This window comes from Nonomuraea sp. K271 (assembly GCF_009908215.1).
GTDB lineage: Bacteria > Actinomycetota > Actinomycetes > Streptosporangiales > Streptosporangiaceae > Nonomuraea > Nonomuraea longispora.
In genome coordinates, this window is record NZ_JAAAHR010000026.1 from 64608 (window position 1) to 77716 (window position 13109).

The following is a 13109-nucleotide window of genomic DNA, read 5'->3' on the forward strand; positions in this document are numbered from 1 at the left end:
GCCGCCGCCTAAGGTGGTCGTGTGCGTGCCCGGCTGATCCGTGTGGTGGCCGCCGACGCGCTGCCGGTGGCGATCTGCCTGACCCTGACAGGGGAGCAGCTGCGGCACGGCGGATTGACCGCCCCCGTGCTGCTCGCCGCCGCGCTGGTGCCGGTGTTGCGCCGGCGGGCGCCGGTGGCGGTGACGTGGCTGGTGGCCGGCGCCACCGCGGCGCTCCCGTTCCTTCCCGGCGGCATCCCCGGGAACCCTGACCTGCTCTGGTGGCCGCCGGCGGCGCCGTTCGCCGCCTACGCCGCGATGGTGTTCGCGGCCGACCGCCGCACGGCGATGATCCCGGTGGCGGCGCTGGTCGTCCTGACCGCGCTCATCTTCAGGCCGTGGGAGGCGTGGGTCGAGATCGGCCTGCGCACCTCGTTGATCACCTTCGCCGCCGCGCTGCTGGGCCTGTACGTGGCCGCGCGCCGGCAGCTGCTCGCGTCCCTGCGCGAACGGGCCGAACGAGCCGAACGCGAACGGCACCTGATGGCCGAGCAGGCCCGTGGCGAGGAACGCGTGCGGCTGGCGGCCGAGATCCACGACGTGGTGACCCACCGGGTGAGCCTGATGGTCCTCCAGGCGGGCGCGCTGCAGGTGTCCGCCACCGACGATCGCACCGAGGAGGCCGCGGAGGCGCTGCGCACGACCGGCTGCCAGGCCCTGGCCGAACTTCGCGACCTCGTCGGGATCCTGCGCGACGCCGACGGCGACGCCGATCACGCCACCATGCCTCAGCCCGTCCTGCCCGACCTCGGCACGCTGATCGCCGAGTCGGAGTCCGTGGGCGTCCCCGTCGAGCTCGCCGAACGCGGCGACCGGTCGCCGCTCTCACCTGTCGTCGGCCGTACCGCCCACCGGATCGTCCAGGAGGCGCTGACCAACGTGCGCAAACATGCCCCGGGCGCGTCCGCCCGCGTCGAGGCGCACTACGACCGCGAGGTCGTACGGCTGACCGTGCGCAACACCGCGCCCACCCGTCCGGCCGACCCGGCACTGGCCGGTCCTGGGCCGGGCACCGGGCTACTGGGCCTGCGGCAGCGGGTCGAGCTGGTCAACGGCACGCTGGTGGCGAGGCCGCGCGGCGACGGAGGCTTCGAGCTCCAGGCGACCCTGCCCACCCAGGTGACGGCGAGCACATGAGCGACACGATCAGGGTCGTGGTGGTGGACGACGAGCCGATGGTGTGCGCGCATCTGCGTACCATCCTCGGCTCGGCCGGTGACATCGAGGTGGTCGGCGAGGCGTACGACGGGGCGGCCGGGGTGGAAGAGGTCGTCCGCCATCGTCCCGACCTTGTGCTGATGGATCTGCGGATGCCGGGCGTCGACGGGATCACCGCCATCGGCCGGATCGCCGAGCTGGCCAGGCCGCCGCACGTGGTCGTGCTGACCACGTTCGACGCCGACCAGTACGTGCTGCGCGCACTCCACGCGGGCGCGTCGGGCTTCCTGCTGAAGTCGACGTCGCCACAGGATCTGATCGGCCTGGTCCGCGTCGCCGCCGAGGGCCACACCGTGATGTCGCGTACCGCCGCCACGAGCCTGCTCGCCACCACCACGAGCCGGCTGGCGGCCCGTGACCGCAGGCTCGCCTGCCTGGACGAGCTGACGGAACGGGAACGCGAGGTGCTGGTCTGTCTCTCCCGGGGGATGTCCAACGCGGAGATCGCCACCACGCTGTTCCTGAGCGAGACCACCGTCAAAGGCCACATCTCCCGCATCCTCGCGAAGACGCGGTGCACCAACCGCACCCAGGCCGGGCTGCTCGCCTACGAGGCCGGTCTGGGCAGGTAGCGCGGGCGAGCCCCGTGCGTTCCGCGTACAGCAGGAGGCCCGGCTTACCGACCGGGGAACCGGGCCTGCCGCACTCGTACGTCGAGCGGGGCCTCTCAGCCCAGGGAGCGGACCTGCCCGTCGCGGCCCAGCACCGCCACCGCCCTGTCGCCGTACTGCACGATGACCCGGCCCTGGCTGCCCGGCTGCCGCACCTGCGTGGTGACCGGGGCGCCGTTGTTCAGGCGGACGCAGATCTGGTCACCCGAGAAGATCATGCCGTTCCGGGCGCACCTCAGCTCGATGTGGGGCGTGCCCGGCCTCGGGTTGAAGGGGTTGTACATCGCCGGAGCGGACGTGATCCAGCCGCAGTAGCCGCCGCCGAGCAGGTTGACCACCTGGTTGCGCGCGCTCACGCTCGCCGATCCGCTGGAGCCGTTGCCGCCCGTGACGAAGGTGTCGTTCACCCGGAACGGCGTGTCACGCAGGTCGATGTTGCCCCGGCCGTCGGCCCGCCCGTTGCACGCCATCGCGGTGCCGTAGGGCATGCTCGTCACGGTCGTCGAGCCGTGCCGCAGCGAACCGGTGGACGACGCGAAGGTCAGGTCGCCGACGTCCACGGTCAAGGTGCGGGGGTCGACGCGCAGCCGGGTGAAGGTGGTCCTGACGTTCGTGCCGGGCGAGGCACCGCCGGCGGTGTACTGCGAGAAATTGGCGTCCTGGCCCGTCCTGGCGAGCGTGATGTATTCGCTGGGCGTGGTGGCCATGTTGTGGCAGTACGCCGTGAACACGTTTCCGTTGTTGATGAGCAGATACGTGCCGTCCCGGGCGATCGGGATTTGTCCGGCGGACGTCCTGGCAACTGCTGAAGACCGGCAGGGCGGAGGCGTGAGCCGGCACCTGGGCCACCACCGGCAGGGCGGCACCCATTGCCGCCAGAAATGCCGATATTCGGACGTTCGGTCGAGCCATGAGATTTCCCCTCCACCTGCGGGCGGACCGTTTGCGTTGCGGACATTAACACCCGCTTCATGGCGTCGACGGTGCCGCTGGGCATGGGTCGGAGAATCACTGTCCCAAAACCGTTTGGGCTTTCCATAAAGAAATATGCACGGCTATCCAGATATGGCGATTTGTCATGCGGAACGCCTCAGTCCTGCCGAGCGGCGGCGGACAGCAGGGTGAGCGCGGCCTCCCTGGCTGTCGCGCCCGCGCCCGCCCGGTCGTGATGCGCGGCGACGACGGTCGCCCCCTGGACCAGCATGAGCAGCTGCCGCCCCAGGGCGGGGGGATCGGCGACTCCGGCAAGGGCGGCGATGCCGGTCAGGAGCTCGAGGTATCGGTCAAGGTGGCGGGCGGCGATGGCGCGTACGGCTTCGACGTGGTGCTGGGCGGCCGCGTTCAGCATCGGGCAACCACGGAAGGCCGGCTCGTCGTAGCGCCGCTGGAGGGCGTCGAACACCGCGGCGAGCTGGTCGCCGGGGTCTTCTCCCGCGGCGGCGGCGGCCTCGGCCAGCCTGTTCGCCACCCGCTCGCTACGCTCCCGCAGCATGGCCTCCACGAGGCCGTCCTTGGTGCCGAAGTGCCGGTAGAGCGTCTCTTTGGAGGCTCCGACGCGGGCGCACAGCTCGGCGACGCCGATGCCGTCGAGCCCGCGTTCGTACAGCACCTCGGTGGCCTTCTCCAGGATGGCCGCCCGGGTGCGCTCCGGGTCGATCGTCGAGCCTTTGGGAACGGGCATGCCATAGATCGTACCGGCCGGTTCGTTCTGCCTGCTAGCATCAGGTTCGTACCGATCGGTTCGATCTATGGGGTGACATGCCCGCCCACTTCGCCTCACCGCAAGCCCGGAACGCCCAGGACGCGACGCACCGCGGCGATACCGCCGCCGAGGCACGCGACCGATGACGCGGACGGCGCTGAAGACGGGGTCCGGTGCGGCATGGCAGGCGGGCCGGCTGGCGCTCGGCACCGCGTCGGCCCTCGGTCTCGCGCGCTTCGCCTACGGACTGCTCCTGCCCGCCATGCGGGAGGACCTGCGCTGGACGCTGTCCGAGGCGGGGGCGATGAGCACCGCCAACGGGCTCGGCTACCTCCTCGGCGCGCTGCTGACCGCCGCGGTCGTGCGCCGCTGGGGCACCGCCGCCGCCTTCCGCATCGGCATGACGCTCACGGCCGTGTCACTCGCCGCCACCGTGGTGAGCGACGCCTACCCGGCGTTGCTGGCCGCGCGGGCCGCGGCCGGAGTGGCGGGGGCGGTGGTGTTCGTCACCGGCGGCGTGATCGCCTCACGCGTCGCCGCCCGCGCGGCCTCGGGGACGCCCATCACCGTGTACTTCGCCGGCACCGGGCTGGGCATCGTCGTCAGCGGCGTGGGCGTCCCCGCTCTGGGAGAGCACTGGCGCCTGGGCTGGGTCGGCCTGGCCGCCGCTGCCGCGCTGGCGACCGTGGCGAGCTGGAGCGCGGCGCGTACGGACGAGGACGCGCAACCCGCCACGGCCGGACGGGCCCGCGTACGCCCGCTGTGGGGCCCCGCCCTGGCCTACCTGCTGTTCGCCGCCGGATACATCACCTACATCACGTTCCTGTCCGCCTACCTCTCCGACCAGCGCGCCCCGCTCGGGCAGGTGGTGCTCACCTGGACGGCGCTCGGCCTGGCCGTGATCGCGGCGCCCGCACTGTGGAACCGTCCCACCGCCCGATGGCCCGGCACCCGGGCACTGGCCACCCTGCTCGCGCTCCTGGGCGGCGGCTCCGCGCTGGCGCTGGCGGCACCCACGCCACCGGTCATCCTCGCCTCGGCGATCGTCTACGGGGCGACCTTCATGGGCGTCCCCGCCGCGATCACCGCCCTCATCAAGGGCAACGTCCCGTCCGCCGACTGGACCGCCACGCTGGCGGCCTTCACCACGGTGTTCGCCGCGGGTCAGACCGCCGGGCCGTGGATCGCCGGCGTGGTCGCCGATCACACCTCGACCGAGGCCACCCTGGCGTGGACCGCGATCCTGTGCGCCGCCGCCGCCGCGATCGCCCTCACCGCAGGCCGTACGCGCCCCGGCCCGGCCCGGCGCGTCCCATGGGCCCGGAGCGGCTAGCCGTCTCGACGCCGTGCACGCGACCCGGGCGGGCGCCGCCTTCGGATTCCTCCGCGAGAACCTCCACTCGCCGGCCGGTCTCCCGTCCCGGGATGGCGACCCGCTCGACGAAGAACTCCGCGTGCTCGCGGCGATAGGGCGAAGGCAGCCCGACGAACCGCCGGAGGCCGGGATCCAAGGACACCTCGTGAACCCACGGGGTGTCCGCGGACGTGAACGGCCGCAGGGTCAGCCACCCGCTCGTGATCACGTCCCGCTACGTAGGCGGATCTTCCAGGAGCGGCACGCGGCGGCGCAAGAACACGCGGGCGAAGAGGGTGCTGCTGCTCGGATATTAGGTTGGCGGCGGCTGACGGGATCGTGATACTGCCTGGATGTTCACCGATGCCGAGGCCGCCGCCCTGTACGACCTGCTCAACCCGTGGGACCCCACGCGCCACCCCGGTGACGCGTTCTTCCACGAGTTGGTGATGGACGCGCACGCCGTGCTGGACGTGGGGTGCGGCACCGGCAGCATGCTGCGCCGGGCGCGGGAGCTCGGTCATCGCGGGCGGCTCGCCGGGCTCGACCCGGATCTGGCTGCGCTCGATCGGGCTCGGCGACGTACGGATGTCGAGTGGGTCGCCGGTGTCGCGGCGGACGCGGCCTGGGATCGTGAGTTCGACCTGGCGACCATGGCCGGCAACGCCTTCCAGTGCCTGGTCGGCGATGATGACCTGGCCGCATCGCTGGCCGCGATCCGCAGGGCGCTTCGCGACGGCGGCCGGTTCGTATTCGACACGCGCAACCCGCAGGTGCGCGAGTGGGAGGAGTGGAACCCGTCGAACGCCACCGAGGTCGTGGACGGAACCGGCCGTACGCTTCGCGTCTCGCACCGCGTCGAGTCGGTGCTCGGCGACGTGGTGACGCTCACCGAGACGACCAGCACCCCTGACGGCACCGTCCTGCGGATCGATCGCGCGAGCCTGCGCTTCCTGGACGTGCCGGCGCTCGGGACGTTCCTGAACGAGGCCGGCTTCGAAGTCGAGGCGCACTACGGCGGCTGGAGTCACGACCCCGTCTCAGAGGCCGGCCGCTCGATCGTCACGATCGCACGCCGCGTCTGACTCGCCTGGACCACGGTGCCCGCCGCGTCCTTGCCGAAGACGTCGCCGGAACGGAGCGTCCGGGAGGCGCAGGCGAGTTTCGCCGAAGCTCGATGAGCCCGCTGGCCGCCAGGGCAGGCGCCGCGCAGCCGCGACGACGCCTACGTCGTGGCGGCCCGGAGGCCGAGGACGACGAGCACCACCGCCGTCACCTTGCCGACCGCACGTCTGAAGCGGGCCCTGTGCAAGACGTGCGCCCCCCGATGGAGGAGGGCCGTCCAGGTCAGCAACCACACCACCATCAGCAGGGCGTGGGCGGTGGCCAAGGTGAGGATCTGCCCGCCGAAATGACCGCCGGGCCGGATGAACTGCGGGACCAGGGTCAGGTAGATCGCAGCCGCCTTGGGGTTGAGCACGTTGGCGAGCAGGGCCTGGGTGTAGACGGAGCCGGTCCGTCGCGGCTGGTCCGTCGGCGCGGAAGGCGCAGGCAGGGTGGTGGAGCGCCAGGTCCACAGGCCCAGGCAGACGAGGTAGGCCGCGCCGAGGAGTTTGACGGCGGTGAAGGCCTGGCTGGAGTGCATGACCAGCGCCGACAGACCGGCGATGGCCAGGGTCGCGTGGGCGTACAGGCCGCTGACCGTACCGAGGATGACGGGCAGAGCCCGGCGGCGACCGCCGGCTGTCACGTGCTGGATCAGCAGGGTCAGGCTGGCGCCCGGGGTGGCGATGATGGGCAGGATCGCCAGGAGGAACGCGGCGGCCGCGTACGGGTGGATCACGCCTCGAGCACGACGCGGTAATGGGTTGTCAGGCGGCGGTCGTCGTCCAGGACGTGGAAGGCCAGGCCGGGCGGTTGCTCGCGGTCGGCGGGCTCGTCGCCCTCCCACGGCAGGCGCAGGGTCCAGGTGACGGCCGGTGCGACGATCAAGGGGCGGCCCGCGAAGGTGGACGCGGCCGCGGTGTGAGCGTGGCCGGTGAGCACGGCCACCACCTGCGGGTGGGCGTCGAGCAGCGCGGCCAGGTCGCCGGTCCCCTCCAGCCGCTGGGAGTCGGGCAACGGGTGATGGAGTTCGGCGGGCGGCTGGTGGAAGGCGATCAGCGCGGGCGTGCCCGCGGCGAGCCCGTCGAGGGTGGCGTGCATCCAGGCCAGGGTTTCCGAGTCGAGGCGGCCCTCGTTGCGGCCGGGGATGGTGGAGTCGCACATCAGGATGGCGGTGTCGCCGATGTGGTGCACCTCGTTGACGGGGCCGGAGCCGGGCGGCTGCCGCAGCAGCGCCTTGCGGTAGGCCGGGCGGGCGTCGTGGTTGCCGGGGCAGGTGAGCACGGGGAAGGGGGCGGCCAGGACCTGGGCGGCCTGCTCGTACTCGGCCTCCTCCCCGTGATCGGCGATGTCGCCGGTGACCAGCACGGCGTCGACCGGGCGGGGAAGTGCCCGCAGGTAGCTCATGATCCGGGTGGCGCGCCGGAGCGCTCTGTCGGTGCCGTCGAGGTGCAGGTCGCTGATCTGAGCCAGCAACAACGTCATCGTGGCGCCCCTTCATATCTAATGGTTAAATCCGATTAACCGTTAGGACGGTAAGGTACAAAGAGGAGACAGGCAACCCTGAGGGGTGGGAGTGGAGCGCTGGCCGGCCCTGGAACTGGCGAGCACGATCCGCCATGACGGCACCGGCGGTGTCGCCGACGACCTGGCCACGCCGCAGAGCACGGCACGCTGGATCCACCAGCAGGCAGAACTGCTGGCAGGCCACGTCGACATCGCAGCGCTCACGGTGGACGAGAAGCTCGCCGGCGAGATCGTCGAGCTGCGCCGGGCCGTGCGGGCGCTCTTCGCGCAAGCGGTCAGCCCCGCGCCGCCGAGCCGGGCCGACGCCCACCGGCTGATGCCGGTCGAGCAGGCGCTGGCTCGCCTCAACGCGGCGGCCGCCCGTGAAGCGATCGTCCCGCAACTCGACTGGCCCGCGGACGCGCCCCCTCGGGTGGGAGTGTTGTCGGGTGAATCCGACGCAAACGTCCGGCTGGTCGCGGCCCTGGCCCGGGCCGCCATCGACTTCCTGAGCGGCCCGCAACGCGAGCAGTTGCGGGCCTGCAACGCGCCGCGCTGCGTACGCTACTTCGTCAAGAGCCACGGGCGGCAGGAGTGGTGCAAGCCGTCATGCGGCAACCGGGCGCGGGCGGCACGTCACTACCACGGGGTTGAGGAACCTGCGGACAGCCGTTGGCGGTACCCGCGAGTAACTTAGCTGGACGCTTCGGCGGGTCGTTCTGTGCGCGCCGTCACCCCGCGAGCCCAGTTGCGGCCAACTGCACGTGCACGCTGGTCAATGTGCCGTAGACGCTTCTTCGCCCTGCTAGTGGTCAGTGATGAGGGCGTCCAGGGCGGCGGCTTTGTCGGCTTCGGTGGGCAGGGCGTAGCGGCGGGTGGTGTCCAGCGAGCCGTGGCCGAGGAGTTCGGCGACCAGGATGGGGTCTTTGCCGTCGCGGATGAGCTGGGTGGCGAAGGTGTGGCGCAGGACGTGCGGGCTGAAGGGTTCGGTAGGGTCGTCGTTGATGCCGCAGGCCTCGCCGAGGCCGGTGATGATGTCGCGGGCGGCGCGGTCGGTCAGGCGGCCGCCGCGGTGGTTGAGGAACAGCGCGGCGCTGCCGGCACCTGTCCAGCCGGCGCGGGCCTGCAGCCAGTCGGTGAGGGCTTGGCGCAGGTCGGGGTGGACGGGCAGCAGGCGGATCTTGCCGCCGTCGCGGCCCTTGCCGCGGATGCGGAGTTCGCCCTTGCGGGCCGACAGGCGCACGTCGGCCAGGTCGAGGCCGACGACTTCGGAGATGCGCAGGCCGGCGTAGTAGGGCAGCAGGGCGATGGCCTTGTCGCGCGGCGGCGCGGTGAGCTGGACGTGGCGGATGTAGCGGCGGGTGCGCCGGGCGTCCAGGGCGCGGGGTGCGGTGCGGCGGGCTTGGGGTTTGCCGAGGCCGCGGCGGGCGTAGAAGTCGTCGATGGCCGACAGGTAGGTGTCGATGGTGTTGGGGGCGCGGCGGCCGTTCTTCAGATGCCGGCGGAAGTCGCGTACGGCGCCGGTGGCGGCGATGGGGTCGGTGAGCGGGTCGCCGTCCAGGGCGCCGGCGTCGGCTTGGTCGGCCAGCCAGGCCAGGTAGCCGCGCAGCCGGGAGGCGTACTTGGTCTTGGTGGAGTCGGCCAGCGGGGCGTGCGCGAGCGCGGCGGTGTAGCCGGCCAGGACGGCGGCGTGCGGAGCGGAAAGCGGAAGGGCCCGCGACCGGCGTGTGTTTCCGGAAGCTGATCCGACCGGTTCCGCGAACTCTGCGGGCCTGTTTCCGGAAGTCACCCCCACAGTCTACTTCCGGAATTGAGCAATTCCGGAAGTTGTGAGGTAAGGTGGAGACACCGAGGACTTTTCGAGCGTTGGCATTCAGGTCTGCGTCACCCGCGGCGAACCACCACCGGCCTCTTGGGGCCTGGACAGGTTAAGCGACATGACGCTGACACTTCTTTCTCAGCCCGCACCACTCAGCTCCGCCTCACCTGCGGTCCTCCGGGCCGATTCCGCGCTACGGCTCAGTCTCCACCCGGTGCCGAATCGGCGAGCGGTGGTGGACGGGGCCTGGTGGCCCTACTCTCGCGACGCGGCCGCCGAACTGCCCGGCCTCATCGCCGCCGTCGACCGGCTGCTTGATCGAGTCACGCTCCGCGTCGGCGTCCATGGCGATACGTGGCAGAGTCTCCCACGCCGCATCCCGGCCCGCGGCCGGCAGATCCGCATCAGCTGGTCCCGCCACACCGACCCGCGCGTGATCACTCTCACCTTCGCCACCGGAGAGCCAGTCGTCTTGCTGATCATTCCATCGGGCACCGCCACCGGCGCCGCCGAGGCCACGCTCAAACTCACCGCCCAGGACACCGCCGGCCTGACGCCCGACGACATCCTCACCCTGGCGAATCTGCCATGCCACCCCGCGGCGCGCCCGACCCTCCGTGCGGTGACCGCCGGCAGCTCGGCCAACTGAGACAACGAGGTCGGGTCGATCATCGGCCAGGAGACAACCGCCTCAACCAACCGGCCGTCAGCAGCGGCGGCGTGACCCACGTACCGCCTGCGGCCGGATCGAGCGGTCCAGGCACCGCCCCTACTGGCCCTACGGGCGGCGGCCCGATCTCCGGCCGGCAGGCATCCCCTCCCCTTTCAGCTTCTCCAGTGAGGAAACCTCCATGACCGTCATCGACACCGCCCCACTCGGCGGCGCGACCGCCTCAGCACCGACCCTCGTGCATCTGTCCGGGAACATCGGCATCTTCAGCACAGCTCGGCTGCGCCAGCGACTGATCAACACCCTCACCCACAGCAGCGACCTGCTCGTCCTGGACCTGTCCCGGGTCACCTTCTGCGGGGCCGGCGGGCTCGGCGTGCTGGTCGGCGTGCAAGGCCGTGCCCGGGCCCGGGGCATCACGCTGGCCCTGACCGGCCTTCCCCCGTTCATGGCCCGGCTGCTGCGCAGCGCCGGCCTGGACCACCGCTTCCCGATCATGGCATGACCGGCACGCCCACCACCCGCAACGCCGCCGCGGCGGGTTATGACGGCAGCTCGCCGTTCCCCCGGCCCGCAACGCCCGCGCGGACCGGCATCGCCCCGGTGATGCTGACCGCCGCGATCGTGGTCGCGCCGTTATCGCGCTGGGCGCCGGCATCTGGCTGGCGTGGGGAAGCGGTGTCAGCCTCACCGACCTGCTGCTGGCCGCCACCTTCTACATGGTGACCGGGCTGGGGGTGACGGTCGGCTTCCACCGGCTGCTGACCCACCGCTCCTTCACCGCCCGCCCGTGGCTGCGCGTCGTCCTGGCCGTGGCCGGATCGATGAGCTTCCAGGGCAACCTCATCGACTGGGTGGCCGTCCACCGCCGCCACCACGCCTTCACCGACCGGCCCGGCGACCCGCACTCCCCCTACCGGTACGGCACCGGCCTCGGCGGGCAACTGCGCGGCCTGGCCCACGCCCACCTGGGCTGGCTGTTTTCCAGCGAGCCCACCTCGGCCACACGGTATGCCCCCGACCTGCTGCGCAACGATCCGGCCATGCTGCGCATCTCGCGCGCCTTCCCCGCCTGGTGCGCCGCCTCCCTGCTCCTGCCGTTCGCGGCGGGCTGGGCGATCAGCGGCAGCCTGTACGGCGCTCTGACCGCGTTCATCTGGGCCGGCCTGGTCCGCATCGCCCTGCTGCAGCACGTCACCTGGAGCGTCAACTCCCTGTGCCACATGATCGGTGACCGGCCGCACAAAACCCGCCGCCACGACCGCTCCACCGACCTGTGGCCGCTGGCCCTGCTGTCCTTCGGCGAAAGCTGGCACAACGGCCACCACAGCCAGCCCGGCTGCGCCCGGCACGGCCGCGGCCCTCGCCAGATCGACCCCTCAGCCCGGCTGATCCGGCTGCTGGAACGGCTCGGCTGGGCCACCAACGTGCGCTGGCACCCCGCCGACGGCCTCCAGCACCGTCGCATGGTGGCCGGCAAACACACACTGCGCACCACCATGCACCACCTCGGCGGCGCCTCCACCGCCAGGCGGCCACCGCGGCGCACGCCTGGCTGATGGCCGCCGACCCGGCTCCGGGGCCCGGCCGTAAGGGACGATTCCTGACTGAACGTCCCTACCCAGAGCTAAGGACGGCAGGTGAGTGATGGCCAACGCCCGACCTCCGCAGCGACCAGGTCCTGGCAGTGGCGTGGACCAGGCCCTGGCCGGCGTCTTGAAGGCGGTCAGCACAGCCTCGCGCACTCTCGCCCTTCAGAACGCGATGAGCATGGCCTGCCACGGCGACCGGCAGCGGCTCGCCGCGTGTCTGGAGGCGATGACGCCTGCTCAGCTCGTTGAGGTAGCCGCCGCCGCACGATTGCTCAGCGCTGCGGCCGACCAGGCGCTGGACAAACCGGCGGCCCGCACGCAGTGACCGACGAGGGGACCGGCTGCCGGGGACCGTGGCCGGTCAGCGCGGTCCGGGCCAGTGGGCGGCCTGGTCGAGGCTGGCATAGGACGGGAACATGTCCACGAGCCGGGTGACGGACAGCAGCCGCGCCAGCGGCCCGTGCACCCCGATCAAGCGCAGCCCGCCGCCGCGGCCTTCGGCCTCGCGCTGGCCGGCGATCAGAGTCCACAGCCCGGAGGAATCGCAGAAGGCCAGCCGTGCGGCATCCACGACGATCTTCGGTGGGGCCTCGGTGAGCAGCTCGTTAAAGGTCTGCCTCAAGGGCAGTTGTGTGGTGCTGTCAAGTTCGCCTTCCAGCTGGACCAGGTGGAAGCCGGGGCGTTGGCGTACGGTGATGGCAAGTTCTGTCATGATCGGCCGTCGGTTGTCGGTGGATGTCGTCCTGCCCGCCCCCGCAGCGCAGAACGGCTATATCGGACATTCGTGGGTGCCCCTACCCCGTGATGTCGTGACTTTGCCCGCGCGGCCGTCAGGTAAGCAACTTGTACCCGCGGGATCTTTGTGGCGGGCCTGATCTCGTGGCGCGGACTCGGGTGATGTTCACGTCACCAGCCGAGGCGGTGGTCAGGCCGCCTCGTCCGGGCCTCCGGTAGAGCGGCGTGGCGCTGTGCCGGCGGCGCGGGCTTAGGCGCTGTTACGAGGGGCGACATCGCGTGGCGGCCCCGGCGTCGGCCATGCCCCGCACCCGAGCTAGCAGACGACACGTTCTACAGGCGCGACCTATGGGTGGTGGCCGGTGCCGGACTGTCTCCTGTTTGGCTGAGCGTGGTCTCGCCGGCGGGGGTCTGCTGAGGGAGCAGGAGGCGGTGGTTGTCAGGAGTGGTGTGGACGCTGCCCTGCTGCCAGAGGCGATGGGCCTGCCGGCGTTCGCGCTCAGGTACCTGGGGGCCGCAGGACAGATCCAGCCGCCATTCGCGTAGGACCTCGCCGTCGCTGTCGATGTCGCGCAGCCAGTGCACAGTGTGATCCTCCCTGTCACGTGGTGGGGCCCGCGTGTCGGCTTTCCTCCTCTGGAACGGCCGGTCAGGGCGCGGGACGGCGGCGGGCAGGCTGTCGAGGCTGTCCGCCTTCGTTATCCCAACCGGCCAAGCCGAGCGCGTTCGCGGCGGTGTCGAGGCCGGCGGGGGCGGAGG

General features: G+C 71.6%; 16 protein-coding genes. 9 read left to right on the forward strand and 7 right to left on the reverse strand.

The features are described from left to right. The first annotated feature begins 21 nt into the window (after positions 1-21). Both GUY59_RS50665 and GUY59_RS12375 read left to right on the forward strand, forming a co-directional pair. Positions 22-1176, forward strand: a complete 1155-nt coding sequence (locus GUY59_RS50665; RefSeq protein ID WP_201760776.1) for a sensor histidine kinase — start codon at positions 22-24, stop codon at positions 1174-1176. Then, positions 1173-1829, forward strand: a complete 657-nt coding sequence (locus GUY59_RS12375) for a response regulator transcription factor (RefSeq protein WP_138199875.1) — start codon at positions 1173-1175, stop codon at positions 1827-1829. The genes GUY59_RS50665 and GUY59_RS12375 overlap by 4 nt, the downstream gene beginning before the upstream one ends. Before the next feature lie 95 nt (positions 1830-1924). On the opposite strand, the gene GUY59_RS12380 is transcribed toward GUY59_RS12375, so the two are convergent. Together GUY59_RS12380 and GUY59_RS12385 are read right to left on the reverse strand one after the other, a co-directional pair. Then, positions 1925-2734: a GON domain-containing protein gene (locus GUY59_RS12380; RefSeq protein ID WP_161714514.1), complete on the reverse strand. Its 810-nt coding sequence runs from the start codon at positions 2732-2734 to the stop codon at positions 1925-1927. 224 nt (positions 2735-2958) lie between these two features. Then, positions 2959-3549, reverse strand: coding sequence for a TetR/AcrR family transcriptional regulator (locus tag GUY59_RS12385; RefSeq protein WP_138199877.1), 591 nt, complete (start codon positions 3547-3549; stop codon positions 2959-2961). Positions 3550-3712: 163 nt separating this feature from the next. On the opposite strand from GUY59_RS12385, the gene GUY59_RS12390 reads away from it, so the two are divergent. Then, on the forward strand, positions 3713-4903 hold the full coding sequence (locus GUY59_RS12390; RefSeq protein WP_138199878.1) for a YbfB/YjiJ family MFS transporter: 1191 nt from the start codon (positions 3713-3715) through the stop codon (positions 4901-4903). 374 nt (positions 4904-5277) lie between these two features. Continuing rightward, positions 5278-6009 carry a class I SAM-dependent methyltransferase gene (locus GUY59_RS12395; RefSeq protein WP_138199879.1) on the forward strand — a complete coding sequence of 244 codons (732 nt, stop codon included), beginning with the start codon at positions 5278-5280 and terminating at the stop codon, positions 6007-6009. A 140-nt stretch (positions 6010-6149) separates the two neighbouring features. Here GUY59_RS12395 and GUY59_RS12400 read toward each other — a convergent pair whose 3' ends face one another. After that, on the reverse strand, positions 6150-6767 hold the full coding sequence (locus tag GUY59_RS12400; RefSeq protein ID WP_138199880.1) for a LysE family translocator: 618 nt from the start codon (positions 6765-6767) through the stop codon (positions 6150-6152). Next, positions 6764-7513 (reverse strand): metallophosphoesterase, encoded by a 750-nt coding sequence (locus GUY59_RS12405; RefSeq protein WP_138199881.1) that lies wholly within the window; start codon positions 7511-7513, stop codon positions 6764-6766. Before GUY59_RS12405 ends, GUY59_RS12400 begins: the two co-directional genes overlap by 4 nt. A 91-nt stretch (positions 7514-7604) precedes the next feature. Here GUY59_RS12405 and GUY59_RS12410 point away from each other — a divergent pair, with 91 nt between their 5' ends. After that, complete coding sequence (locus GUY59_RS12410; protein ID WP_138199882.1) at positions 7605-8231, forward strand: CGNR zinc finger domain-containing protein; 627 nt, start codon at positions 7605-7607, stop codon at positions 8229-8231. A 108-nt stretch (positions 8232-8339) separates the two neighbouring features. On the opposite strand, the gene GUY59_RS50670 is transcribed toward GUY59_RS12410, so the two are convergent. Next, positions 8340-9323, reverse strand: a complete 984-nt coding sequence (locus tag GUY59_RS50670) for a tyrosine-type recombinase/integrase (protein ID WP_138199883.1) — start codon at positions 9321-9323, stop codon at positions 8340-8342. A 148-nt stretch (positions 9324-9471) separates the two neighbouring features. Here GUY59_RS50670 and GUY59_RS12420 point away from each other — a divergent pair, with 148 nt between their 5' ends. From GUY59_RS12420 to GUY59_RS12435, 4 genes are all read left to right on the forward strand, one after another. Continuing rightward, the gene (locus tag GUY59_RS12420; protein ID WP_138199884.1) at positions 9472-10002 is read left to right on the forward strand and encodes a DUF5994 family protein; all 531 of its coding nucleotides are present in this window, start codon (positions 9472-9474) and stop codon (positions 10000-10002) included. A 202-nt stretch (positions 10003-10204) separates the two neighbouring features. Next, the gene (locus GUY59_RS12425) at positions 10205-10528 is read left to right on the forward strand and encodes an STAS domain-containing protein (protein WP_138199885.1); all 324 of its coding nucleotides are present in this window, start codon (positions 10205-10207) and stop codon (positions 10526-10528) included. 214 nt (positions 10529-10742) lie between these two features. Next, on the forward strand, positions 10743-11582 hold the full coding sequence (locus GUY59_RS12430) for an acyl-CoA desaturase (RefSeq protein WP_138199886.1): 840 nt from the start codon (positions 10743-10745) through the stop codon (positions 11580-11582). 133 nt (positions 11583-11715) lie between these two features. Beyond that, complete coding sequence (locus GUY59_RS12435) at positions 11716-11940, forward strand: hypothetical protein (protein WP_132640188.1); 225 nt, start codon at positions 11716-11718, stop codon at positions 11938-11940. Between the two features lie 36 nt (positions 11941-11976). Here GUY59_RS12435 and GUY59_RS12440 read toward each other — a convergent pair whose 3' ends face one another. Together GUY59_RS12440 and GUY59_RS12445 are read right to left on the reverse strand one after the other, a co-directional pair. After that, positions 11977-12327 (reverse strand): STAS domain-containing protein, encoded by a 351-nt coding sequence (locus GUY59_RS12440; protein WP_138199887.1) that lies wholly within the window; start codon positions 12325-12327, stop codon positions 11977-11979. A 356-nt stretch (positions 12328-12683) separates the two neighbouring features. Continuing rightward, entirely contained in the window at positions 12684-12935 is a 252-nt protein-coding gene (locus tag GUY59_RS12445; RefSeq protein WP_138199888.1) for a hypothetical protein, read from the reverse strand. Between the last annotated feature and the right edge of the window lie 174 nt (positions 12936-13109).

Excerpts from the sequence above, each read along its gene's own strand:
- GUY59_RS12420 (WP_138199884.1), top strand. The coding sequence starts at position 9,472 with ATGACGCTGACACTTCTTTCTCAGCCCGCACCACTCAGCTCCGCCTCA.
- GUY59_RS12385 (WP_138199877.1), bottom strand. The coding sequence starts at position 3,549 with ATGCCCGTTCCCAAAGGCTCGACGATCGACCCGGAGCGCACCCGGGCG.
- GUY59_RS12425 (WP_138199885.1), top strand. The coding sequence starts at position 10,205 with ATGACCGTCATCGACACCGCCCCACTCGGCGGCGCGACCGCCTCAGCA.
- GUY59_RS12395 (WP_138199879.1), top strand. The coding sequence starts at position 5,278 with ATGTTCACCGATGCCGAGGCCGCCGCCCTGTACGACCTGCTCAACCCG.
- GUY59_RS12440 (WP_138199887.1), bottom strand. The coding sequence starts at position 12,327 with ATGACAGAACTTGCCATCACCGTACGCCAACGCCCCGGCTTCCACCTG.
- GUY59_RS12390 (WP_138199878.1), top strand. The coding sequence starts at position 3,713 with ATGACGCGGACGGCGCTGAAGACGGGGTCCGGTGCGGCATGGCAGGCG.
- GUY59_RS12430 (WP_138199886.1), top strand. The coding sequence starts at position 10,743 with ATGGTGACCGGGCTGGGGGTGACGGTCGGCTTCCACCGGCTGCTGACC.
- GUY59_RS12405 (WP_138199881.1), bottom strand. The coding sequence starts at position 7,513 with ATGACGTTGTTGCTGGCTCAGATCAGCGACCTGCACCTCGACGGCACC.
- GUY59_RS12375 (WP_138199875.1), top strand. The coding sequence starts at position 1,173 with ATGAGCGACACGATCAGGGTCGTGGTGGTGGACGACGAGCCGATGGTG.